Genomic DNA, 21,689 nt, shown 5'->3' with positions numbered 1-21,689 from the left:
TCCCGGAGCGATGACGCCCAAAGTTCCAATGTGTCTTCAACAGATGCGCCGCCACTTATCAGAGCCTGAATCATGGTTGCCCATTGATTCAGAACTCGCAATAAAATGCAACTGTAGTGCTAGCCGCTGCTGCTGGTGGTGGAGGTGCTGGTGAAGATGCTGAGATAGGCCTGGGAAATAGAGGCCGAGTTGGAGGCATTGATCGCGGAGGTGTATTCCTGCACCAATAGTTGAAGCTGGGCGTTGTTCTCTTTGGTGGTTTGGGTGATCTGGCTGTCAATGCTGTTGATGGTGGCCTGGAGGGCGCCGGTCTGGGAGCCGATATTGCCGGTGGATTTGGTGCTGGTGCCGCTCGTGGTGGTGGTGCTGGTGCTGCCCGAGCCGCCGATGGCGCCGGTGGTTATGGTGTCGAGGGCTTTATAAATCTGGCTGATGAGATTTTGCACCGCGGAGGGGTTTTTGGCATAGGCGGAGGAGAAGCTGGTGCTGTTGAAGGAGACCGCGCCGGCGCTGCTCACCGTAAGGCCGATGGCGTTGGCGCTGATGCCGCTGGCGGCGGCGCCGCTCACCGTGTTGAGGAGCCGGCTGCTCAGGTTGGTGGCGGTGAAATTGCCCAGCAGCGGGCCGGACTTGGCGGCGCTGGCCGAGGCGGCGCCGGCCGAGCTGGGGGGCACATATTTGGTTTGCTTGGTGATGGCGGAGAGCGCCGCGTTGAGGCTGGTGGCGACCGAGGATACGGCGCCGGAGAGGGTGGAGGGCGAGGAGCTGACCGTGACCGTGGTGTTGCCCGAGCCAACCAGGGAGATGTTGAGCCCCGCGACCGCACTGCTGAGGCTGTTGGTTTTGCTGGTGACCGGCACGCCGTTGAGGGAGAGTTTGGCGTCGCTTGCGGTTTGGGCCAGCGTTTCAGTGCCGGGGGCGGCGGAGCTGTAGGAAAACTGGGTCAACGCGCCGGTGCCCGCGACGGAAAAAGCCTGGGAACTGCCTGTGGCGCTGCTTTGCAGCACCAAGCGCGCGCCCGCCGCTGTGCCGACAACGCTCGCCTGCACCCCGCCCGCGACCTTGTTGATGGCGGCGGCGACGCCGTTGAGGGTGAGGCTGCCAGAGCCGACGGAGACTTTCTCGGTTTTGCCGTTTTTGAGGGTGAAATTGAGTGAACCGGCGCCGCCGGTGAGCGAAGCCGCGCCGGAGCCCAGCAGGGAGGAATAAATCTCCTGGGTTTTGGCCAGGGTGACGCCGGTTAGATTATAGGTGCCGGTGGCGGCGGTGCTGGTGGTGGTGGCGGTGGCCACGCTGGTGCTCGTGCTGTTGGCCGAGCGGCTGTTGATGGTGGCGACGCTGTTGATGCCCGCGAGGGATTTGGCGAGGGTGGACATTGCGCCGCTGATCGTGCCCCAGGCGGAGATGGTGGCTTTGTCTGTCGTCACCTGGGTTTGCATGGCGGTGATGGGCGCCTGCAAGCGCGCCTGCACCTGCGCGATCTGGCTGGAGACCTGGCTGGAGCCGAGACTGCTTACGGTGGTCATGGCGCACCCCTGAAATTGCTGCGAATGTTACGGGAAAGGCACGGGCCGGAGCACGAGGCCCCGGCCCGCCGGTTTCAGGCTTACGGCAGCAGGGAGAGATAGGACTGCTGCAGCTGGGTGGAGGATTTGAGCGCCGCAACGCCAGCCTGCGCCTGGATCTGCGCCTGGGTCAGCTGGTTGCTGACGGCGGGGATGTTGGCATCCTGCACCACGCCAAGGGCGGTGGTGACATTCTGGCTGGTGGTGTTGAGGTTGTTGATGTTGGCGGTCATCGCCTGCTGGGTGGCGCCGAGCTGGCCGCCCTGGTTGTTCAGCGCCGCCAGCGCGTATTTCACCACGTTGATGGCCTGGTTGGCGCCCGAGGTGGTGCTGACGTTGATGGCGGACAAGGAATCCAGTGTGGAGCTGGATTTGACGCCGATGGCCGTGCCATTGGTGACCGAGAAGGCCCCGCTGGACTGAAGCTGCGCCTGGCCCTGGATCACCGCGTTTTTATTGGTGGAGCTGAAGGACGCGGCCGTGCCGCCAACCGTGGTGAGGCTGCCGGACGCGGCGGCGCCGGTGTAGTTCAGGATCATGTTCTGGCCCGCGGCCTGGGAGAGAACCACATTTCCGGCCTTGTTCAACGAGGCGGAAATGCCGCTCGTGGAGGTGCCGCCGTTGATCTGGGAGACCAGGGCGTTGGCGCTGGAGGCGGCGATGTTCTGCGCCGTGCCGATGTTGCCGGTGAGGCCGCTGCCGGCCTGGATGGAGAAGTTGAGCGACTTGCCGGCAACGAAGGTGGCCGAGAGGACGACCGAGTTGGTCGCCTGCGCCTGCACGCCGGTGGTGCCGGAGAGGTTGTTGACCGCGGTGGCGATGCTGGCGGCAGATTCACCCGTGGTGGAGACGATGGAGGCGCTGCCGCCGTTGTTGCCGATGATCTTGGCGGTGCCGGCGGTATAGGCGCCGACGGTGGCGGGGTTGGTGGCGCCGACGGTCATCTGGCCGCTGCCCGAAGAGGCCTTGCCCGATTTAAAAATGGCCGCGGAGGCGACCGAGGCGTTCATGCCGATGGCGCTCGCGGTCATTTTGCTGATGGAGAGGCTCTGGGTCTGGCCCTCGTTGGCGCCAACCTGGAACTGCACACCCGAGAAGGTGCCGTTGAGCAGGCTGATGTTGTTGAACTGGGTCTGGTTGGCGATGGTGGAGACCTGGCCGGTGAGCTGGCCGACGAGGTTTTGCAGCGACTGGGATTCAGAGGAGGTCTGCGTGCCGTTGGCGGCCTGCACGGCGATGGAGTTGAGCTGCTGGGTGATGCCGATCTGCTGCGAAATGGCGCCCTGGGCGGTTTGCAGCAGGGAGACGCCCTGGTTGGCGTTGGAGATCGCCTGGGTGATGCCGTTCAACTGCGAGGTGAAGCCCTGGGCGGTGATGTAGCCGGCCGGATTGTTCGACGGTGAGCTGATCGACAGACCGCTGGAAAGCTGGGTCTGCAGCATGTTGGTGTTTGCTGAAGTGGCGGAGATAGAGTTGAGCGCCTGGAGCGCCCCGGTATTCGTCATGATAGAACCTACGGCCGACATATTGAAAACTCCTTGGGTTGCGGTTGCCGTACCCATTTATTCGGGGGTGGGAGGAGAAGTTTTCCTGTCCGTGCAACTTTAAGTTTTTTGACGGGGAAAATATTCATGGCTGGAGGTTGAGCACCGGACCCGTGGCGGTGATTTGGGCTGAGAAACGGCGGCCGCTGGAAGGGTTGGTGAAAAGGATCGTGTCGCCTATGCGCCCGGTCTCGGTGGCGACGGCGTTGAGCGAGAGCGTGACCCCGCCGCTGATGACCTCGACCGCGACGGTCTGCCCGGATTTGACCATGACAGGCTCGGCAATGTCCGCCGGGTTGAGAATGCCGCCCGCCGAGACCGACATGATGGCCGTGGCGCCGAGAAGCTGGGCGGGATCGTAGTAAACCTGCCGCCCGGCATAAAGGGAGACGGGTTCGCGGGCCAGGGTAATGTCTCCCTGGCTCAGCGTTTGCCCGGCGGCGATGGGGCGCGCGGCGATGACGACATGCTCGGTCTGCGCCACGGTGACGGTGACATAAAGCGTCCAGGCCGGGGACGGGCAATGCGCCGCCGCTTGTTCATAAGGCGCGGTCCCGCTGATGCTGATGCTGAGCGGGAGGGTGCAAGCCTGCATGTATTGCGCGCCGGCCACCGGGCCGAGGGTGAGGCTCGCACCCGGCGGAGCGATGGCCTGCGCCGCCTGGATGATGGCCTGGGCTACCGCCTGCTGGCTCTGCGGCGCGGCAACCGCGGGGGGTGCCAGCAGCAGCGCGCCCAGAATGGCGGGCAGCCGCCTCATTCGGCGGCGCTTTGCAGGGCGGATGCCGCCGGATCGGCCACGGCCCAGGGTGGGGGCGCGGCTTCGGTGGAGGGCAGCGCCAGAGCGGCGGCGCGGGCGGCTTGGCCCTGCGCCAGGGTTGCGCTGAGCTCGCTCACCGCGTGTTTGAGAGCACGCTGCCAGGCGGCGAGGCGGTTTGGCAGAAGGAGCGCGCCCAGCGAGGGGGGAACGTCCATCCGCTCGTCCACCAGCAAATGGCACCCGGCGGCAGCGGCGAGGAGGATACGGTAATGGTCCGCGTCCGTCTCGCGCTCGGCCGGACGGATGAGGATTTGCGGCGCCAGCTCGGCCATGGCCTGCGCCCAGGCGTATTCCGAGGGTTGCGGCGCGATGCGCGCGATGGAGCCGGCTTATTGGGCGCCCTCGCGCTCGACCACGATCCAGGCCACGGATTCCAGCGTCTCATTGATGAGGTCCGCCAGCCAGGGCGGGGCGACGCCTTCGTCGACCCATAGGACGCGGGGCTTGGTGTTCAGCCCGGTGCCGATTTTTAAGGTGGACCAGATGGGCGCGGAGAGCGTGGGCCGCCAGAGAGTGACCGGCTGGCGCGGGTGGGCCAGTTTGCGCACGCGCTGCACCAGGCCCGGCGAGGTGGCGAAAAGCCGCGCGGCGCCGGCGATCACCGGCTTGGAGTCAGCTGCCGGAGGGGTGGTGAACACGGCGCTATAGGCCGGGCTGTGGGGGTGGGGCAGCTGTTGCGGGTTGATGCGCGCCCAGACGGCGGGAGCGCGGCGGCCGAGATCGGCCGCGCCGGGCAGTTCCTGCGCCCAATCGGCCTCCAGCGCGCCGGTGCTGCGCAAGGCGCGGGCGGCGTTGAGCAGGGCTTCACCCTCCAGGGCGGAGCCGGTTATCAGCAGGGAGGAGGGGTCCGCCGGGCAGGAGCGCACCAGACCCAGCCGTTGCTCGGCGTTGAGCAGATTGCCATGCAGGGAGAGGGCGGGGTGGTGGTAGGGGTCTGCCCAGGGCAAGGCGATGGCCGCTGGTGCGCCATCGCGGCATGTATTTCCGGCATCGGGCTGGACCGCCTCGGCCGGGGCGATGAAAGAGATATCCGGTGTCCAGACGATGCGCGCACCCTGGGCGCAGAGCTGGGCGCAAAGCACGATCCAGAGGGCATCGCCGGTGAGGTTGGGGAAATGCAGCGGCACGAGGGCGGCGGTGCGGCCCAGCAGCGCCGGCGGCGCGAGGGCGCTGACCTCCTGATCCACCGTGAGCCAGCCGCCGGGGCCGGGGTCTTCGGGGGTATGGCCCGCGCCGAGGCGGGTATCGGCGCCAAGGACGATGGGCCCCTGGACCGTGAACTGCCGGGCGGCCGGGCCAAAGGGCACCAGCGTGCGCGCGCCGGCAAGCACGACGCCCGGGTCCGCCAGGCGGGCGCGCAGACCCTCGGCCCAATGCGGCACCTGGGGCTGGGCGCGGATGTCAATGATGGCAGTGAGCGGGGTGGCCACCATGGCCACCGCCTGCGCCTGCGCCAGCGCCTGCGCCGGTTGCAAAGCGGGCACAGGCGGCACGGCCAGGACCTTGCCCTCCAGGGCCTCAGTCTGCTGGGCGACGGCGGTCAGGTAGGTGGCCATCTGCGGGTTGAGGTTCGCGCCGGCAAGGATGATCGGGCCGGAAAGCTCATTGGCGCTGAGCAGGCCGGTGAGCCAATGGTCAAGCTGCGCGACCTCACCGCCATCGCACAGCATGATGAGGGTGGTGCCGGGATCAGGCGCCAGGCGGACATGGTGGAACAAGCCGAGATGCTGGCGGTTTTGCACCTGGGCGGGCAGGCCCGCGCGCGCAAGGTGGGCGGTGATGGCCTGGGCGGCGTTGGCGCAGAATTCGGTGGCGGGAATGCTGTCGCGCCGGCTTTGCGGGCAGCGGGTAAACAGCGCCTCGGGCAGGCGCTCCACCTTGGCCCCGGCCTCGGCGAGGCGGAGCTGGAAGTCATACTCCTCGGCACCGGCGCGCGCGGCATCAAAGCCGCCGAGGCGCAGCAAGGTTTTGGCGGCGTACCAGACCCAGTCTCCCACATAAGCCGCCTGGCGCAGGCGGGTGATGTCCCAGGCGGGTTTCTGGCGGACCCAGGGACCGCCCTCGCGCGGGACGATCTCATCGCAATAGATCATATCCGCCTGGCCGGCGGCGGCGGTGAGGGCAAAGCGCAGGCAGGCATCGGGGGAGAGCGTGTCACCCGCGTTGATGATGGCAACATAATCCGCCGTGGCCGCTGCCTGGTTCAGGGATTCGCAGAGCAGACGCGAGGCGGCGTCGGGCGCGGAGGGGATGGCGCGCGCGGGAATGCCGGGGATTTCCACCGGTTCGGCCGCGAGAATGGCGATATGTTCGGGTGCATGCCATTGCTGGCGCAGGGCGTGCACGGTGTCATTCACCCCGGAGGCACGGCCCTGCGGCGCAACGATGAGGATGGCAAGGCGCGGCAGCGGCGGGGCGGCGGCGCGCAAAGCTTCCAGCCGGGCACGGCCGCCTTCGTCCAGGCGCTCGGGCGGACGCAGGCCGGCGGCGGCGGCATCCGCCGGGGCCGTGAGGACAGGGTTGAACGCCGCGCCGAAAGCCGGGACCACGCGGCCGCGGCTGGCGCCGATTTCGGTGAGGAATTCAACGATGCCGCGGGTCTCATCGGCGAAAGAATCCCATAGGGGCGCTGAGATGTCGTGCGACTGGACGGCGTCCCAGACGCGGGTGGCCAGCATGTCCAACGGGCGGAAAAGACCATCATGCGATAGCGGGTTGCTGCGGTTGAGCTGGCCGGTGAGGTGGCTGGCGGCCTCGCGCAGGCCGTTGGGCACGAGGCCGGTGAGGGGAAGGCCGGTGTCCTGCTCGATGCGGCGCAACTCGGCGGCGGGTTTGGAGAGCAAGTCCTGATAGGTAAGCCAGCTGCGCGGCAGGTGGCGGGCGTGACGCTCGCCATCGGTGACGTAGCTGAGCCAGAGCAGCAGCGCATGCGCGCGGCTCAGCCCGTTTTTATGGCCCTGGCTGGCCGCGGCGGTCCAGGGATCACGGAAAATATGAACCACATGCGGGTTGTGCCCGGCCTGACGGGCGGCGCGTTCATAAAGCGGCAGAGTGCGGCACAGATGCGGGTGCTTCAGGCCCCAGACTTTATCCGCCGGCAAAAAGCGGCGGCGCAGGATTTCATCGAGCCGGGAGAGAAAGGGCGCGAGATCGGCGCGATCCTCCCAGCCTTGGGGCAGGCCGCGCACATCGGTCCATTCCACGCCGAGACGGTTGAAGAGGTCGACATCAAATTCGATCAGCTCGGGGATTTCATAGAAGCCGAGCGGGTTGTGCTCGTTGGGGTCAGCCTCGTTGAAGAATTTGACGCCTAGACGCTGCAACGCGCCTGAGAGCGCCGATGTACCGCTGCGGTAGTAACCGACGATGAAAATAGCATCCGACACGGGGCGGCTCCTTAAACGTAGTTGAACAGGCTGAGGCTCTGCACGGTGCCGAAGGTTTTCATGGCGGCTTGCAGGGCGGTGAGGGTCTGATCCAGATTGGTGATGGCGAGCGGGGTGTTGACGGCGGTGGCGTTTTGCACAGCGGTCTGGATCTGGGTGGACTGGTTGGTGTTGCTGGTGCCCGCGTTGGTGATGGCTTGCAGCGTGACGCCGTTTTGCGCCTGCGCGGTGACGACGTTCTGTTGATACTGGGCCAGGCCGGCGAGACCCTGGTTGAGCACCTGGTTGGTCTGCGCCATCTGCGAAGGGGTGCTCACCGCCGAGGCAAGCGCCTTGTAGATGGTTTGCAGCAAGGCAAAGGCCGATTGCGGGCGGCTGGGCGAGAGGGTGAAACTGTCACCCGCGGCGGGGGTGCCGGTGATCTGGTAATCAACGCCGCCAAGTTGCACCGTGTTGGTGCCGGTGGTGGTGTTGCTGGTGAGCGTGCCGCTGGCCACGGCGCTGCCGCCCTGGCTGGCGGTGTAGGCGCCGCCCGCGCCGAAGCTGACGGTGATGGCCGAAGAACCAGACTGAAATGCGGCGGCCGCGGCGGCATTGGAGACGCCCTGGGAGATGAGCTGGCCGGTGCCGATGTTGCTGGCGGCGGCGGTGACGCTGCCCGTGCCGTCTCCGGCGAGGCCGGAGACGAAAACCTCGCCATTGGCGATGGTGGAGGCGGTGGTGTTGGGGGTGATGGCGGCCTGGCTCTGCGCGCCGTCGCCCATGTAGATGATGCTGCCGCTGCCCGAGCTTTGGAACGGGGCGACGCTGCCGCGTGAGCCGCCGAACAGATAGGTGCCGTTGGAGGCGGTGGTGTTGGCCAGCGCGAGCATCTGATGCGCTGCCGACTGCACCTGGCCGGCCAGGGCGTTGAGGTTTTGCGGGCTGGTGGTGCCGTTGAGGGCCTGCTCGACCACGGACTGCACGCTGTTGAGCAGGCTGCCGGTGGCCTGATAGGCGTTGCTGACGCTGCCGAGCTGCACCTGGATGGCGGCCTGGGTGTTGCTGTTGTTGGCCAGGGCGCTGATCTGGTCGTTGCCGAGCGCCGCGGCCTGGTAGGCGGCGGGGTTCTGGTCGGGCGTCTGCACGGCCAGGCCGGTTGAGATCTGCTGTTGCAGCGTGTTGATCTGGGCTTCCTGCTGCGCCAGGCTAGTATTGAAGCTGGTGTAGAATGAGAGATTCATGGCGGGCTCCTTCAGGTCCGGGTGCGGCCGGGGGCTGGCCGGTCGCGCTCGGCGCGTTGTTCGGTTTCGCGCGCGGCCAACTGGGCGGCCTTGCGCAGGGCTTCGGCCAAGGCGTGACGCTGTGCCCGCACCTGGCCGAGTTTGGTGATGGCGGATTCAAGCTGTGCCGCGGCGAGGCTGGCGGACTGTGTGATCTGCCCCTCGGCGCTGTGCGTGGCGGCGGCGAACTGGCCGGCGCGCCGGGCCTGGGCGGCGGGGAGCACCGTGCCGTCCTGCCAGCTTTGCGCGAGGCGGGTGCGGTAGGCGGCCAGCAGGCCGCGATGCTCCACCGCCTGGCTCAGTGTGGCATTGTGGCGGCGCACGGCTTCCAGCGCCTGGGTTTCCTGTTCGGTGGCCAACATGTCCAGCCGGGCGAGGGTGCGGGGTTTCATGGGGTTTTCCTCATGGCTGGGGCTCCGCGAGGGCTGCTTGCAAGGCGGCGAGGCTGGCGGCGAGGCTGATGCCTTCGTGCATGTCCTGGCGCAGCACGGCCTCCATCGCCGGAGCGCGGCGTAGGGCTTCGTCGAGCAGGGGGTCTCGCCCGGGGGTGTAGGCGCCGAGGTCTATGATGTCCTGCTTTTCGGCGCGCCGGGCCCAGAGCGAGCGGAACCGCGCCGCGAGTTTTTGATGCGCGGGGGTGACGAGGCTGGGCATCGGGCGCGAGAGCGAGGCTGAAATGTCAATCGGGGGGTAAATCGCGGCCTCAGCCATGGCACGCGAGAGCACGATGTGGCCATCCAGCACGGAGCGGGCGGTATCGGCCACCGGGTCGCCCACGTGGTCGTCGCCCTCGACCAGCACTGTATAAATGGCGGTGATGGAGCCTTGCGCCGAGGTGCCGTTGCCGGCGCGCTCCACATAGGCCGCGAGCGCGCCGAACACGGAGGGCGGATAGCCTTTGGTGGCGGGGGGTTCGCCGACGGCCAGGCCGATTTCGCGCAGCGCCATCGCGAGGCGGGTGAGAGAGTCCACCACCAGCAGGACATGCTTGCCCTGGTCGCGGAAGTATTCCGCGATGGCCGCCGCGCGGTAGGCGCCGTGCAGCCGGCCAAGGGCGGTGTCATCAGCCGGGGAGGCAACGACGACGCTGCGCGGGCGGGCGTTGCCCAGATGATCCTCGATGAATTCGCGGATTTCGCGGCCGCGCTCGCCGATCATGCCGACGACGACGACATCGGCGCTGGCGTGGCGGGCCATCATGCCAAGCAGGGTGGTTTTGCCGACGCCGCTGCCCGCGAACAGGCCGATGCGCATGCCCCGCCCCATGGTGGCCAGGGCGTTGATGGCGCCGACCCCGGCATCGAACATCTGGAAGATGCGGGTGCGCGCCATCGGGTTCAGCGGCACGCCGAGCAGCGGCCAGGGCTGGGTGACATCGGGCGGGGGAAGGCCATCCAGCGGCTGGCCGCGGGCATCGATGATGCGGCCAAGCAGGGCGCTGCCCATCAGCGGGGCGGGGGCGCGTGATTCGACATGGATGCGCGCCCCGCGCATGACGCCACGGGTGCCTTGCTCGGGCATGACCAGCAGGGCGCCCTGCTCGAAGCCGACAACCTCGGCGGAGAGAAATCCGGCGCTGCCTTCGGCCGCGATGAGGCAGCGCGAGCCGATGGGGGCGCGGATGCCGCTGGCGTGCAGCACCTCGCCGTTGGAACGGGTGATGCGCCCGAAGCGGCGCACCGGATCGCGCGACAGGGCCTCGCGCAGGCGCTCGCGCGCCAGGCCGCGGATGGTGTCCATGTTCAAGCGTGACTCCAGGTTCATGGGAGGTCACCGCGGGGGAGCGCCAGGGCGGCGCGGATGGTTTCCAGCCGGCTGGCCAGGCTCGCGTCCCACTCGATTTTATCCAGCGGATCGCCGTCCGGGGCGATGATCTCAACCAGCGCGCCACCCTGGGCGACGGTTTCGTCCGCCAGCAGACTGGCGGTCTCGGCGGGGATGAGCGGGAGAAGATGCACGTGGTCCGCCGGGTTGAGGCGCAGTAGCAGGCTCTGGCGCGGGCCGCGCTCGGCGGCGGCCTCCGCGATGAGGCGGGTGACCAGCGATTGCAGGCTGGCGGGGTTGGTTTGCGACTCGACGCCGGTGATGTGACGGGCGAGCAGGAAGGAAAGCTCGGTGACGAGATCGGCCAGGTCGCGCTCCTTTTGCGCCAGCGGGGCGGCGAGTTGCGCCCAGGCGGCCTGTAGCGCGGCGATGGCGGCGGTAAGGGCGGCCGATTGCGGCTCCATGGCGGCGCGAACCTGGGCTTCAGCCTCGGCACGGGCCTCGGACTCGGATTTTTCGCGCAGGCGGGCGACCTCCTGGCGGACGCGCCGTGCGATTTCGGCCTCGGTTTCCGCGAGGCTGGCGGTGTCCTGCGCCAGGACAGCCTGCACGAAGGTTTTGGCGCGGCCGCGCGATGCGGTGACGAAGCTCATGATTCAGTGCCTTGCTGCAGGTGTTGCAGCGCCTGGGTAAAAAGAGCGCCGCACACACCCAGAAGCGGCGCGGCCAGAGCCAAAGCGGCGCGGGTGAGCAGGGCAACGGTGGCGGCGCCGAGCGCCCAGCCAGCGAGGCTGGCGGGGGTGAACACCGGCGGCTGGTGCTGCGCCGACCAGATGAACACGGCCGCCAGCATCAGCATACCAGGCCGGAGCAGTTTGGGAGTTGTTTTGCCGCGCTTGGCGGCGGGGGTTTTGGCCATGGACAGCTACTACTTCGCGGGTTGCGCGGTGGGATCGGGGGCGTGCACCACCACCATCACGCGGCGGTTGCGGGCGCGGCCGACCTCATCAGTGTTGGGGGCGATGGGAGAAAATTGGCCAAAGCCCTGGGCAGAGAGCTGGCCGCCCGGCACCCCGTTGCTCACGAACAAGCTGACGACGCTGACCGCGCGTTCAGCCGAGAGCGACCAGTTGGAGGGAAACTGCAGGGTGGAGATCGGTTTATCATCCGTGTAGCCCTGTACGACGATGGTGAAGGGGGACGGCATGTTCTTAAGCCCCACGCCAACCTGGTTGAGCAGGGTGACAGCCGCCGGTTTCAGTGTCGCGTCGCCCGAAGCGAAGAGCACCGAGGCGTCCAGCTCGATGGTGAGGGTGAGCGGCTGGCTCTGGATCGAGACCTCGTGCTTGTCGACCAAGGGTTGCAGCAGCGCGGTGAGCTTGAGCTGCAACTGTTTCAGGGAGAGGATGTCCGCCGCGAGCTGATGCGCCATCTCCTTGGGGATTTTGGCGTTGGCCTGGGGCGAGCCGGGGGGCTTGGGGATGGGCGAGGTGTGGTTCTGCAGAATGCCGCGGCTGGCGCCCGAATTTTGGACCACCGAGGGCGGCGTGCCGTGAAAGGCGGTGATGAAGCTGGCCGCGACCTCCTGCTCCTTGAACTTGTTGCGCGAGGAGGAGGCATAAAGCACCACGAAGGTGGCCAGCAGCAGGGTCAACAGATCGGCGTAGCTGATGACCCAGCGCTCATGATTGGGCGGTTTTTCAGGCTTTTTGCCCGGTCCGGGGGGGGCGGCGTGAGACATGGTCAGGCGGCCTGTTCGGTTACGGCGGCGGCGGGTTCATCCGCGGCGGGCTTGGGTTTGACTTTACCCTCGTCGGTGAGGAAGCTTTGCAGGTTCTGGCGGATGAGAATGCCGGGCTTGCCCGCGGCCAGCAGCATGAAGCCCTGGACGACGACATGGCGCTCGCGCTCCAGCTCCTGCGCCAGTTGCTTGAGCCGGTTGCCGAGCGGCAGAGCGATGAGGTTGGCGAAGCCGACGCCGTAAATCGTGGCGACAAAGGCGGTGGCGATGCCGCCGCCCAGCTCCTCGGGGTGGTTCAGGCGCATCATGACATGGATGAGGCCGAGCACGGCGCCCATGACGCCGATGGTGGGCGAGTAGCCGCCGGCGGCCTCCCAGACCTCGGCCGGGGTTTCCTGGATGCGGCCGGTGTTCTCGGCCATGATGCCGAGGATCGTGGGCAGGTCATCGGGCGAGGTATTGTCAACGATCATTTGCAGACCCTGTTTCTGGAAGGGGTCTTTCACGTCGCCCAGCACGTTCTCCAGCGCCAGCGTGCCCTGGCTGCGGGCCAGGGAGGACCATTCGGCGACCTGCTCGATGAATTTGCGCAGGTCGGTCTTGGGCGGTTTGACCAGCCAGACGATGCCCTTCATGCCGGTGAGCACGCGGCCAAGGCCAAATTGCGTGAGCAGCGCTGCGAAAGAGCCGCCGATGACGATGATGACGGCGGTGAGGCTGAAGAGGGAGGACAGCGGGTCGCTGTCGGACAGGGCGCCTCCGATGATCACCAGAAAGCCGCATAACAAACCAACAAGGCTGGTCACGATACGGTCTCTCCCTTCAGGGCGGTGTGCATGTAGATCGCCAGGGACTCCAACGCACGTTTACGGATGCGCGAGGCGTAACCTTCGCTCATGTCGAGAATGGCGGCGATTTCGCGGTTGTTCATCTCGTCATAAAAATGCAGGGCCAGCACCTGGTATTCGAGCGCGGGCAGGGTTTTGAGGGCTGCGGCCAGCAGGTGGCGGGCATCGGCGCGCAGCAGCAGGGCCAGCGGATCGTCGGGGCTGGTGCCGTCCATGAAGGCGGCGGTGTCGACCTTGTCGGCGTCGAGCATAAACTCGCCGCGCCGCTGCGCGCCGTCACGGCGCAGACCGTCGATCATGGCGCCGCGGATGCGCCTGGCGGCAAATGCCTCAAAGGCGACGCCGTGGTCGCGGTCAAACCGGCTCATGGCCTCCAGCATGCCAATGGCGCCCCATTGCAGCAGCTCGTCCAACTCGGCCCAGGGCATGCGTGATTTGAGCAGCAGCGCGGTGCGCTTGATCCAGCCGCCGTAAAGCGCGGAGAGATGCGGCTGGTCCGGGTTGAAGGCGGGTTGCGGATTATCCATTGGCGGGGCCAGGCTCGGCGGTGTGCACCACTTGCAACGGCAGGGTCTCGGGGATTTCCTCCAGCGCGAGAACGGGGATGAGCCCGCCGGTGGCGCGCGCAACGGCGCGGCGGGTAAGCCCCTGGACCACCAGAACAGGCTTGAGGCCACGCTGGCGCATGGCGCGCGCCGCACTCTCGGCGGCCTGGCGCAGATAGGTCGCGGTTTCGGCCTCCACCTCCGGGCCGATGCCGCTCTCACGGCCAGTGCGCAGAGATTTGGCGACCAGCTCCTCCAGCCGCTGTTGCAGCACGGCAACACGCAGGACGGGATCCGCCCCCGCAGCCTGGGTGACGATGAAACGGCCGAGACGCAGGCGCACGGCGGCGAGCAGTTTATCAACGTCCTTGGTGCCGCCGTCAGCGGCTTCGACCAGGGCTTCGCCGATGCGCTCGAAATCACGGATTGGCACTTCCTCGGCCAGCAGGCCCTGGAGCACCTGGCGAATGAGGCCGATGGAGAGGTTGGTGCGAAGGTCTTCCGCCAGGCGGGGGGTGGTTTCAGCCAAGCGGGTCATCAGCCCCTCGACCTGCGGACGGCCCAGCAGTTCGGCACCGTGGCGTTTGAGGATTTCAGCGAAATGGGTGGCCATGGCGCTGGGTGCGTCAACCACCGTGTAGCCAAGGTCTTCGGCGGCGGGAATGCCGCCTTGGGGAATCCAGACCGCTGCCTGGCCGAAGGCCGGGTCCTTCACGGGGCGGCCGATGCTGAGCTTTTCGGTGACCATCGGGCCTTCGATGGCGAGCCACTGGCCGGGCCAAGCCTCCCCGCCACCGATGGAGGCGCCGCGCAGGGTGAAACGGTAGCCATGCGCCGGGAGATCAGAGGAATCACGGATGTGGACGGCGGGGACGAGGAAGCCCATGGCGCGGCCGTAGCGTTGGCGCACGGCGGTGAGGCGGTTGAGCAGACGCCCCTCCCCCGGCCCAACCAGCGGCGCCAGGGCGAAGCCGATGTTCATGCCCAGGGGATCGACGCCGGTGACGTCGATTAAAGAGTCGGGTTTGACCTCGTTGTTTTGCGCGGCGGCGGGGGCGGTGCCGGCGGCGGCGGCTTCGTCCTGCGCCTTGGCGGCCTGCGCGAGGCGCCAGGCGGCGGTGCCCAGGGCGGCGGCGAACATGAGGAAGGGGATATGCGCCATTTGCGGCACGAGGCCGATGGCGCCCATGATGGCGGCGGCGATGGCCAGGGCCTGCGGGTATTTGCTAAGCTGGGATTTGATTTGCTGGCCGATGTCCTCGCCGGTGGCGACGCGGGTGACCACAAGGCCGGCGGCGACCGAGATGGTGAGCGAGGGGATTTGGGCGGCCAGGCCGTCTCCCACGGTGAGCAGAGTGTAGGTGCGGGCAGCGTCGGCCAGGGGCAGGCCGTCCTGCAGGGTGCCGATGATGAGGCCGCCCAGCATGTTGACGACCAGGATGATCATCGCGGCGACGACATCGCCACGGACGAATTTGGAGGCGCCGTCCATCGCGCCGAAAAAATCGGCCTCGCGGCGCAAGGTGTCGCGGCGGCGCTCGGCGGCCTGCGGGCTAAGGATGCCGGCGTTGATCTCGGCGTCAATCGCCATCTGGCGGCCGGGCAATGAGTCCAGCATGAAGCGGGCGGAGACTTCCGCCACGCGCGAGGCGCCCTTGGTGACGACCATGAAGTTGATGATGATGAGAATGACGAAAATGATGCCGCCAACCACGAAATTTCCGCCGACGGCGAACTGGCCGAAGGATTCGATGACATGGCCGGCGGCGCCGGGGCCGGTATAGCCGTTGAGCAAAATAGCGCGCGCGGTGGCGACGTTGAGCGCCAGGCGCATGAGCGTGGTGGCGAGCAGAACCGAAGGGAAGGACGAGAATTCCGACGGCGAGGGGATGTAGAGGCTGGCGCCGAGGATGACGAGGCCGGCGGAGATGTTGAGCGCGAAGAGAAAGGAGATGGCGGCCGGCGGCAAAGGCACCACGAGCATCGCCAGCACCAGCAATATGACGATGGGGCCGGAGAGCTGGGTGGCGCTGAGCGAACCGGGGCGCGGCAGGATAGCGGCATCAGCCATGGAGCAACCCCGGAATCGCATGAAAGAGATTGATGGCGTAATGCTCGACGCCGCGCAGCATCAGCGGCCCCGCCGTGGTGGTGAGCGCCGCCATGCCCATGAGTTTGAGCACGAAAGGGATGGAGGCTTCGCGGATTTGCGTGGCGGTTTGCATGATGCCTGCGGCCAGGCCGATGATGAGCATGAGCAGCAGCACTGGCCCCGCGAGTTCCGCGAAGGCCAGCCAGGCGCCGATGCTGACGCCGTTTGCGCTCATGCACCGGCCTCGGCCGTTACGTCCATGTCCTCGGCCAGGGCGGTGACGCGCACGCCGTAACGGTCGTTGGCGACGGCAACGACCTCGCCATAGGCGAGCTTCTGGCCATTTGCGAAGATGGTGAGGGGTTCGCCGACCGTCTGGTCAAGGGTGATGACCTGGCCGTGGCGGAGCTGGCGCAGGTCTTTCACGGTGATCTGGGTGCGGCCAAGCTCCACGGTGAGGGAGACCTGTACACGGTCCAGCATTTTTTTGCCGGTGAGTATCGGGGCGCCGCGCGGTTGCGGCTGGATGCGCTCAAGCTCGGCGCGCTCATACTCAAGGGGGGATTTGCCGGCGGTTTTGTCGCCCGGGACGGCAGGGCGGTCTATCTGGTCGGCCATGTATGGGTCTCCTTCAGTTGCGCCGTCCGCTTTCACGCGGCAGCAGACATAGCCGCCGCTCTGGCCGTAATCGGCGTAGAACAGGTCGGTACCGCCGGAGACGGCGATCGCCTCCGGCGACAGGGTAAAGGGCAGGATGGCGCCGGGGGCGATCGCCTCGAACACGGCGAGGGGCAGGTTGACGCGGGCAAGCTCAAAGGTGATGGCAATCGGCGTGGCCTCGGTGAGCATCTCGATGCCGTTGATCCAGCCCGTGTCCGCGCCGCGCTGGCCAAGCAGGCCCGATTGCGAGGCGACCTTGGCTTCCAAAGGTTCAAACCCCGCATAAGGCGCGATGAGCTTGATGGTGCCGGTGCCCAGAGCGGTTTCGAAAATGCCGGTGACGGCGATCATCCAGTCCTGACCGTCGGCGATGGCGAGCATGCCGGTGGCGGTCTCGTAAGCAATGGGGGCGAGGTCGAGCTGGGCCAGTGGACTCAGGGTTTCCTGAATGGTGGCCAGGGAAAGGTTGATCATCTGCTTGCCGATGCGCGTTTCCAGGGCGGAAAGCTCGTAACGCTCAAAGGGATGGGAGGCGGTGGCGCCGCACATGGCATCAACCACGGCGCCGATGAGGTCGCCGTCAATCGCCAGGAGCATGCGCCCGCGCAAGGGCGCGAGCTCGCTAATGCCGGCAATCATGACCTCGGGCAGATGGGACATCGCGGACTCATGGCTGGTGACGCCGTTGATACAGCTGAGGAGTTGCACACTGTGACGCATGCGCTGAAACAAGGCGAAGGCAATTTGGCGCATGAAACGGTCAGACAGGTTCTCCATGAGCAGCGAACGCAACTGCGGCGCGCGCATGGAGTTCAGAAGGTCGAGCGTTTCAACATCCTGCGGCTGCTCAAGCATAGGCGCTTACCCCGCTGGCAGGGGTGATGGCGGGGGCGCTGGCGGGAGGGGGCGGCTCGGGGGCGGCGAAGGCCGTGCGCGGGTTGCTGGCGCTGTTCTGGCCGGGGTTTTGGGCACCGCCGCCGCTGACATCGGCCTGGCCGAGGGTGAGGCCGGTGGCTGCCATGGCATGGCGCAGGCCGTCCATGCCAAGGTTAAGCAACTGGGCGGTTTGCGCCAGGGCGGGAACGAAAAGGACGTTGACCTGGCCACCCTGGCCGAACGCCACATGGACGGAGAGGTTACCGAGACCGGGAGGATCCAGCCGCAGGACTGCGCTGCCCTGGCCGGCGTGGTGCATGGCGGTGATGCTGGCGGCCAGGGCGGCTGGGGTGGCGGCGGTGAGAGCGGGAGCCGCAGACAGCGGGGCTGCTGCGGCGGGAGGGGCAGAGATGGCCGCCAAGGGGGCGGGCGCGGGTTGTGCCGCGAAGATGGGATGGATGGGGGCGGATTGAGCTTGGATGGATGGAACAGCGGATGCGGTGATCTGCTTTTCCGCCGTGCCCGGCGCCGTGCTTGCCGCGGCCGGGCGGGGGGGCTGGGCGGTTGCGTCCGGCACGGCGGCGATTTTGGCTTCCGCCATTCCGGCCATAGCGGGTTTGGCCGCGGCGGGTTTGATAACGGCGGTTTCGGTTACGGTGGGTTCGGTAACGGTGGGAACATTGGCCGGCGGACCGGCCTCAGGCAATGCGGCGGCAATGGTGATCGTGGGCGGTGCCGGCGCGGCCGGGGCTGGCCCGGGCATAGATGATGGAGCCTCCAGGGAGGCTGTGAATTTGGCCCCGGAGCCGCCCGAGGCGGGACTCAGAGAGGCTTGCCCCCCCGTTGCGGGAGTGGGAGCCGAAACGGGAGCGGGAGCCTGGCTGGAAGTTGGCGCCGGGGTGGCGGCGACGCCCGCAAGGGCAGGCGCGCGCTGGCTGGAAGCAGCACCGGGAGCGGTGATTTTGCTTGTGGTTGAGGCCCCGGTTGGAGCCGGGGCGGCGGGTTTCGCAGCAGGACTTGCTGGCGCGGCGGCGCTGAGAAACATGGCCGCGAAAGGGCTGGAGCCGGGTGGCGGAGGAACGGTGTGTTTGCTGTCCGGAACGGAGGCGGTTTTGGCGGGAGGGCCGCCGGCAACCGCCGCGGCCAGCGCGCTGGACCAATCCGCCGGGGCGGCGGTGGTTGAGGGCGCGGTGGCCGGATGGGCCGCCGGATGAGTCGCGGAAGCGGTGGGCGTGAGGGAAATGGGGGGAACGCTCATACCATTTCCTCCGTCGCGCTGATGGTGATGCGGCCTTCGCCGGCAAGGCGCAGGGCGACTTCCACCACCTCGGACTGGGCGGCCAGGGCATCGGACCGGCGCATGGGCGGACCGCTGCGCAGCTCCTCCTTGAGGACTTCGACCTGACGGGCGGAGAGATTCTGGAAGAAACGGCCGCGCAGGGTTTCGTCGACCAGGCGCAAGGCAGGGGCGAGCTTGTCGCCAGGGACCTCGCGCAGCAGGATTTGCAGCGAACGGTCGGTGAGCTTGCCGAGATCGATGAAGGTGAACAGGTTCTCGCGGATTTTCTCAGCGGTTTTATTGTCCCGCGCATCAATGGCGCTGAGCACCATATCTGACATGCCGGTTTGAAAATGGTTCAGGATATCCGCCGTTTGTTTGGCGCCGCCAAGGTTACCGACACGCCGCCCGCCGGTGGCGCTGTTGCTCATCAGATCTTCCAGCATGTCGCGTAGCTCGACCACCACATTGGGGGAGACGACATCCAGCGTGGAGAAACAGTAGAGGGATTCAGCGGCCAGCGGCGCGGGCAAAAAGGTGAGCAGGTTGGCGCCGATTTCATGCGGGATGTGCGCGAGCAGAAGCGCAATGGTCTGCGGGCGTTCGTGGGTCATCTGCATTGCCAGAGTCCGCGGGTCAGCGTTGGCGGGCAGATGAAAGGCGGAGCGGCGCTCGGTACGGCTGAGACGATCAAGGATTTCACGCGCCTGAGTTTCACCGAGTGCTGAGACCAGCACACGGTTGAGAAACTTCATACCGTCACCGCCGACGCCGGTGATGCCAAGATCGTTGGCGAAGGCCAGCATGATGTCTTCCCGCACGGCGGGCGGGGTAAATTTCAGCGTGGTCATCGCGGTGGAGATGCGGTTGACGGCAGCCTCGTCCATTTCACGCAGCACGGCCGCGGCGGTATCTTCGCCTAGCTCACGCAGGACCAGGGCGGCGCGCTCGGCGCCGGTCAGCTGCGGGGCGGGAAGCTGGGGAACGGGAAGTTGGGAGGCGGTGTCATTCATTCTCTTCGGCCCAGTTTTGCAGGAGACGAGCGACACCGGGGATGTTGCCGCCGGCCTGCTCGCGCAGGTCTGAGAAGTCCCGCGGGGGGAGCGCCACGGGCAGCGGACGCTGCGGCGGCGACGGCAGCAGGGACTGGATGTTAAACGTGCCCAGGCGCCGCCCGACCGGCAGCGCCAAGCCGAACAGCAGGGCGGCGGCAGCCAGGACTTCCAGCAACCCGTGTGTGAGTGGCACGGCAAGCTGGGCCAGCACGCCCGAGGACAAGGTGGCGGCAGGTTTAAGGAACGGGGCGGAGAGCACGTTCACCTTGACATTGGGGTAGGCGAAGGCACCGGAGATGGCGGCCTTTACCTGGTTGATGCTAACCGTGCCGAGCGCTGCCTTGTTCAGCACCACCGAGACGGCGATGGATTTGACGGTCCACCCCGGATTGGTGATGTCACTCTCGCTCCGGTCGGTGAGGTAGGTCTGGTCAAGCTTGGTGGTGGTTTGCTCTGGCTGTGGCGGCGCGGTGGCGGCACCGGCGGCGGCACTGGCGGCGGGCGGCGTGGCGGTGGTGGGGGATGGCGGCTCATTGGAAAGCGCGCCGGGGATGCCGATGGCGGCGCTGGAGGCGCCGGTCTGGCTGGACTGGGTGCTGATCTCATGCGCGACCAGATGCGAGGGGCCGTAGGAGATTTGGCGGATATGCTCTTGGGTGAAGTCCAGGTTAGCGGCAACGTCAGTCTGGAAATTCCCCGCGCCGACCAGGGGAATGAGCAACCCCGCGATGCGCGCGGCGGCGGTGGTTTCAACTTGGGCGACCGTGGCGAACTGGCTTCCAGCGGTCATGGCGCCGCCGGCTGGATAGACGGTGACGCCGGAGGTGGTTTCCACCGTGACCTGGCTGGCGGCGAGGCCGGGGACGGCGCCGGCGACCAGATTGGCAATGGCCTCGCCCTGGGACTGCGCGGTGGCATCATCCGCCTGGATGATGACCGAGCCGGTGGGCTTGGGCTGGTCCGCGAGGAAGGGAGTCTCGGGCGGGATGGCCAGAAAAACCTGCGCGGCGCGGATGCCATCAAGGCTCTGGATGGATTGCTGCAGGGAAAGCTCCAGCGCCTGCGCCGCCATGGTGGATTGCGCGAGGTCGGAGGCGGTCATCGGCGCATTTTCCAGCTGCGCCCAGGCGGTGGAAACATCCGAGCCGGGCACCTGGGCCTCGCCCAATTGCAGCCGCGCCTGCGCCAGCTGGGGCGCTGGCACCAGGATGATGTTGCCGGCGGCTTGCAACTGATAGGGAATGCCGAGTTTTTGCAGCTGGGCGATGACCTTGCCGCCATCGGCGGGGGAGAGACCTTCATCAAGCACCGCATAAGGCGGGCCGCCCATCTCCAGCCACAGCATGACTGCGAAAGAGACCCCGATGACGCCGCCGGCCGCCCAGAAAATTTTGGGCAGACGCGCCGCGCGCGCGCGGAGCTGGCTGAGAAATTCCCGCCCGGACGGCATCAGAACTGCATGTTCATGATGGATTGATACGCCGAGACAACCTCGTTACGAACCGCCACCGTGGCATTCCAGGCGACCTCGGCACGGTCGTTCGCGACCAGCGCCTTGCCCAGCGTGGCACCCGGCACGCCCGCGGCGAAACCGGCCTGCGCCACGCTGGCGGCACCCTGGGTGGCGCTGACGTTTTGCAATGCGCCGTTGAGGAGATCCAGAAAATGCCCCGGCGAAGCGGCAGGCGTTGCGGTTGCGGAACCTGCCGCGGCGGCGAGTGGGCTGGCAACTTGCAGAAGCGCGTTGGTTAACATGCCGTGTATTCCATTAACAAAGTGATGAGACGAAAAAAGAACGAAGTGCCAATGAAAGCTGGTTCATTTATCACTTGTTGCTTAACGAGCTTTTAAAGCTCCGTTATAATCGGCGCGGGGGTCAGGAAAACTGGCAGGAGAAATGAGAAGAGATGAGCATGAAGCCTGGATTAGCCAGGGGAGATTGATGGAATGTTAAAAACGGCAAGGGGGGGATGAAAATGTTAAGCGGCGCATGCACACGCGCCAGCCCCAGCCTCCAAACCGGGAAAATTGCGGTGAAGACGCGTGCGGATGAGGTTTTTTAACTGGGCTTCAATACTTGGTGGTTAACCCCAGACAAATCCGGATCGAAAACCAGCCGAATGGAGCCTAGCACTACAGTTGCATTTTATTGCGAGTTCTGAATCAATGGGCAACCATGATTCAGGCTCTGATAAGTGGCGGCGCATCTGTTGAAGACACATTGGAACTTTGGGCGTCATCGCTCCGGGATG

At 66.7% G+C, this 21,689-nt stretch carries 21 protein-coding genes; 1 reads left to right on the top strand and 20 read right to left on the bottom strand.

Annotated elements, in window-relative coordinates; all coding sequences use genetic code 11:
- Positions 1 to 119: 119 nt before the first annotated feature.
- From fliD to PHE40_RS06315, 17 genes are all read right to left on the bottom strand, one after another.
- Positions 120 to 1,526: a flagellar filament capping protein FliD gene (gene fliD / locus PHE40_RS06395; protein ID WP_299959653.1), complete on the bottom strand. Its 1,407-nt coding sequence runs from the start codon at positions 1,524 to 1,526 to the stop codon at positions 120 to 122.
- Positions 1,527 to 1,606: 80 nt separating this feature from the next.
- Entirely contained in the window at positions 1,607 to 3,091 is a 1,485-nt protein-coding gene (locus PHE40_RS06390) for a flagellin (protein ID WP_299959650.1), read from the bottom strand.
- A gap of 103 nt (positions 3,092 to 3,194) precedes the next feature.
- Positions 3,195 to 3,869, bottom strand: coding sequence for a flagellar basal body P-ring formation chaperone FlgA (gene flgA / locus PHE40_RS06385; RefSeq protein WP_299959646.1), 675 nt, complete (start codon positions 3,867 to 3,869; stop codon positions 3,195 to 3,197).
- A complete protein-coding gene (locus PHE40_RS06380) occupies positions 3,866 to 4,201 on the bottom strand; it encodes a hypothetical protein (RefSeq protein WP_299959643.1) in 336 nt (111 codons plus the stop codon). The genes flgA and PHE40_RS06380 overlap by 4 nt, the downstream gene beginning before the upstream one ends.
- Positions 4,202 to 4,258: 57 nt before the next feature.
- Positions 4,259 to 7,315: a hypothetical protein gene (locus tag PHE40_RS06375; protein WP_299959640.1), complete on the bottom strand. Its 3,057-nt coding sequence runs from the start codon at positions 7,313 to 7,315 to the stop codon at positions 4,259 to 4,261.
- 11 nt (positions 7,316 to 7,326) lie between these two features.
- Positions 7,327 to 8,538, bottom strand: coding sequence for a flagellar hook-associated protein FlgL (flgL, locus tag PHE40_RS06370; protein ID WP_299959637.1), 1,212 nt, complete (start codon positions 8,536 to 8,538; stop codon positions 7,327 to 7,329).
- An 11-nt stretch (positions 8,539 to 8,549) separates the two neighbouring features.
- Positions 8,550 to 8,969 (bottom strand): hypothetical protein, encoded by a 420-nt coding sequence (locus PHE40_RS06365; protein ID WP_299959635.1) that lies wholly within the window; start codon positions 8,967 to 8,969, stop codon positions 8,550 to 8,552.
- Positions 8,970 to 8,979: 10 nt separating this feature from the next.
- Positions 8,980 to 10,341, bottom strand: a complete 1,362-nt coding sequence (locus PHE40_RS06360) for a FliI/YscN family ATPase (RefSeq protein WP_299959632.1) — start codon at positions 10,339 to 10,341, stop codon at positions 8,980 to 8,982.
- The gene (locus tag PHE40_RS06355; RefSeq protein WP_299959629.1) at positions 10,338 to 10,994 is read right to left on the bottom strand and encodes a FliH/SctL family protein; all 657 of its coding nucleotides are present in this window, start codon (positions 10,992 to 10,994) and stop codon (positions 10,338 to 10,340) included. The genes PHE40_RS06360 and PHE40_RS06355 overlap by 4 nt, the downstream gene beginning before the upstream one ends.
- Positions 10,991 to 11,260: a hypothetical protein gene (locus PHE40_RS06350; protein ID WP_299959626.1), complete on the bottom strand. Its 270-nt coding sequence runs from the start codon at positions 11,258 to 11,260 to the stop codon at positions 10,991 to 10,993. Before PHE40_RS06350 ends, PHE40_RS06355 begins: the two co-directional genes overlap by 4 nt.
- A 9-nt stretch (positions 11,261 to 11,269) precedes the next feature.
- Positions 11,270 to 12,082, bottom strand: coding sequence for a flagellar motor protein MotB (locus tag PHE40_RS06345; protein WP_299959623.1), 813 nt, complete (start codon positions 12,080 to 12,082; stop codon positions 11,270 to 11,272).
- Between the two features lie 2 nt (positions 12,083 to 12,084).
- Positions 12,085 to 12,888 carry a flagellar motor protein gene (locus PHE40_RS06340; RefSeq protein ID WP_299959620.1) on the bottom strand — a complete coding sequence of 268 codons (804 nt, stop codon included), beginning with the start codon at positions 12,886 to 12,888 and terminating at the stop codon, positions 12,085 to 12,087.
- Positions 12,885 to 13,457, bottom strand: a complete 573-nt coding sequence (locus PHE40_RS06335) for a sigma-70 family RNA polymerase sigma factor (RefSeq protein WP_299959617.1) — start codon at positions 13,455 to 13,457, stop codon at positions 12,885 to 12,887. The genes PHE40_RS06340 and PHE40_RS06335 overlap by 4 nt, the downstream gene beginning before the upstream one ends.
- On the bottom strand, positions 13,450 to 15,546 hold the full coding sequence (locus tag PHE40_RS06330; protein WP_299959615.1) for a flagellar biosynthesis protein FlhA: 2,097 nt from the start codon (positions 15,544 to 15,546) through the stop codon (positions 13,450 to 13,452). Before PHE40_RS06330 ends, PHE40_RS06335 begins: the two co-directional genes overlap by 8 nt.
- The gene (locus tag PHE40_RS06325; protein WP_299959612.1) at positions 15,539 to 15,802 is read right to left on the bottom strand and encodes a flagellar biosynthetic protein FliQ; all 264 of its coding nucleotides are present in this window, start codon (positions 15,800 to 15,802) and stop codon (positions 15,539 to 15,541) included. The genes PHE40_RS06330 and PHE40_RS06325 overlap by 8 nt, the downstream gene beginning before the upstream one ends.
- Positions 15,799 to 17,082, bottom strand: a complete 1,284-nt coding sequence (locus PHE40_RS06320; protein ID WP_299959609.1) for a FliM/FliN family flagellar motor switch protein — start codon at positions 17,080 to 17,082, stop codon at positions 15,799 to 15,801. The genes PHE40_RS06325 and PHE40_RS06320 overlap by 4 nt, the downstream gene beginning before the upstream one ends.
- Positions 17,075 to 17,866: a flagellar hook-length control protein FliK gene (locus PHE40_RS06315; protein WP_299959606.1), complete on the bottom strand. Its 792-nt coding sequence runs from the start codon at positions 17,864 to 17,866 to the stop codon at positions 17,075 to 17,077. The genes PHE40_RS06320 and PHE40_RS06315 overlap by 8 nt, the downstream gene beginning before the upstream one ends.
- Positions 17,867 to 18,002: 136 nt before the next feature.
- On the opposite strand from PHE40_RS06315, the gene PHE40_RS06310 reads away from it, so the two are divergent.
- Positions 18,003 to 18,317 carry a hypothetical protein gene (locus tag PHE40_RS06310; RefSeq protein ID WP_299959604.1) on the top strand — a complete coding sequence of 105 codons (315 nt, stop codon included), beginning with the start codon at positions 18,003 to 18,005 and terminating at the stop codon, positions 18,315 to 18,317.
- A 40-nt stretch (positions 18,318 to 18,357) separates the two neighbouring features.
- On the opposite strand, the gene PHE40_RS06305 is transcribed toward PHE40_RS06310, so the two are convergent.
- The 3 genes from PHE40_RS06305 to fliE are packed head-to-tail and all read right to left on the bottom strand — an operon-like array spanning position 18,358 to position 21,192.
- Positions 18,358 to 19,395 carry a flagellar motor switch protein FliG gene (locus PHE40_RS06305; protein ID WP_299959601.1) on the bottom strand — a complete coding sequence of 346 codons (1,038 nt, stop codon included), beginning with the start codon at positions 19,393 to 19,395 and terminating at the stop codon, positions 18,358 to 18,360.
- Positions 19,388 to 20,887, bottom strand: a complete 1,500-nt coding sequence (locus PHE40_RS06300) for a flagellar M-ring protein FliF C-terminal domain-containing protein (RefSeq protein WP_299959598.1) — start codon at positions 20,885 to 20,887, stop codon at positions 19,388 to 19,390. The genes PHE40_RS06305 and PHE40_RS06300 overlap by 8 nt, the downstream gene beginning before the upstream one ends.
- A complete protein-coding gene (fliE, locus tag PHE40_RS06295) occupies positions 20,887 to 21,192 on the bottom strand; it encodes a flagellar hook-basal body complex protein FliE (protein WP_299959595.1) in 306 nt (101 codons plus the stop codon). The genes PHE40_RS06300 and fliE overlap by 1 nt, the downstream gene beginning before the upstream one ends.
- Positions 21,193 to 21,689 lie beyond the last annotated feature (497 nt).

It is taken from the genome of Acidocella sp. (assembly GCF_028687955.1).
Taxonomy (GTDB): Bacteria; Pseudomonadota; Alphaproteobacteria; order Acetobacterales; family Acetobacteraceae; genus Acidocella.
Note: the sequence above shows the minus strand (reverse complement) of the source record. Positions and strands in the feature narration are given on the sequence as shown.

Bases quoted from the DNA above. Each gene is read 5' to 3' on its own strand.
- PHE40_RS06330 (WP_299959615.1), bottom strand. From the start codon at position 15,546: ATGGCTGATGCCGCTATCCTGCCGCGCCCCGGTTCGCTCAGCGCCACC.
- flgL (WP_299959637.1), bottom strand. From the start codon at position 8,538: ATGAATCTCTCATTCTACACCAGCTTCAATACTAGCCTGGCGCAGCAG.
- PHE40_RS06365 (WP_299959635.1), bottom strand. From the start codon at position 8,969: ATGAAACCCCGCACCCTCGCCCGGCTGGACATGTTGGCCACCGAACAG.
- flgA (WP_299959646.1), bottom strand. From the start codon at position 3,869: ATGAGGCGGCTGCCCGCCATTCTGGGCGCGCTGCTGCTGGCACCCCCC.
- PHE40_RS06300 (WP_299959598.1), bottom strand. From the start codon at position 20,887: ATGCCGTCCGGGCGGGAATTTCTCAGCCAGCTCCGCGCGCGCGCGGCG.
- PHE40_RS06350 (WP_299959626.1), bottom strand. From the start codon at position 11,260: ATGGCCAAAACCCCCGCCGCCAAGCGCGGCAAAACAACTCCCAAACTG.
- PHE40_RS06360 (WP_299959632.1), bottom strand. From the start codon at position 10,341: ATGAACCTGGAGTCACGCTTGAACATGGACACCATCCGCGGCCTGGCG.
- PHE40_RS06305 (WP_299959601.1), bottom strand. From the start codon at position 19,395: ATGAATGACACCGCCTCCCAACTTCCCGTTCCCCAGCTTCCCGCCCCG.
- PHE40_RS06325 (WP_299959612.1), bottom strand. From the start codon at position 15,802: ATGAGCGCAAACGGCGTCAGCATCGGCGCCTGGCTGGCCTTCGCGGAA.
- fliE (WP_299959595.1), bottom strand. From the start codon at position 21,192: ATGTTAACCAACGCGCTTCTGCAAGTTGCCAGCCCACTCGCCGCCGCG.
- PHE40_RS06380 (WP_299959643.1), bottom strand. From the start codon at position 4,201: ATGGCCGAGCTGGCGCCGCAAATCCTCATCCGTCCGGCCGAGCGCGAG.
- PHE40_RS06345 (WP_299959623.1), bottom strand. From the start codon at position 12,082: ATGTCTCACGCCGCCCCCCCCGGACCGGGCAAAAAGCCTGAAAAACCG.
- PHE40_RS06315 (WP_299959606.1), bottom strand. From the start codon at position 17,866: ATGCCCGGGCCAGCCCCGGCCGCGCCGGCACCGCCCACGATCACCATT.
- PHE40_RS06335 (WP_299959617.1), bottom strand. From the start codon at position 13,457: ATGGATAATCCGCAACCCGCCTTCAACCCGGACCAGCCGCATCTCTCC.
- fliD (WP_299959653.1), bottom strand. From the start codon at position 1,526: ATGACCACCGTAAGCAGTCTCGGCTCCAGCCAGGTCTCCAGCCAGATC.
- PHE40_RS06355 (WP_299959629.1), bottom strand. From the start codon at position 10,994: ATGAGCTTCGTCACCGCATCGCGCGGCCGCGCCAAAACCTTCGTGCAG.
- PHE40_RS06320 (WP_299959609.1), bottom strand. From the start codon at position 17,082: ATGCTTGAGCAGCCGCAGGATGTTGAAACGCTCGACCTTCTGAACTCC.
- PHE40_RS06390 (WP_299959650.1), bottom strand. From the start codon at position 3,091: ATGTCGGCCGTAGGTTCTATCATGACGAATACCGGGGCGCTCCAGGCG.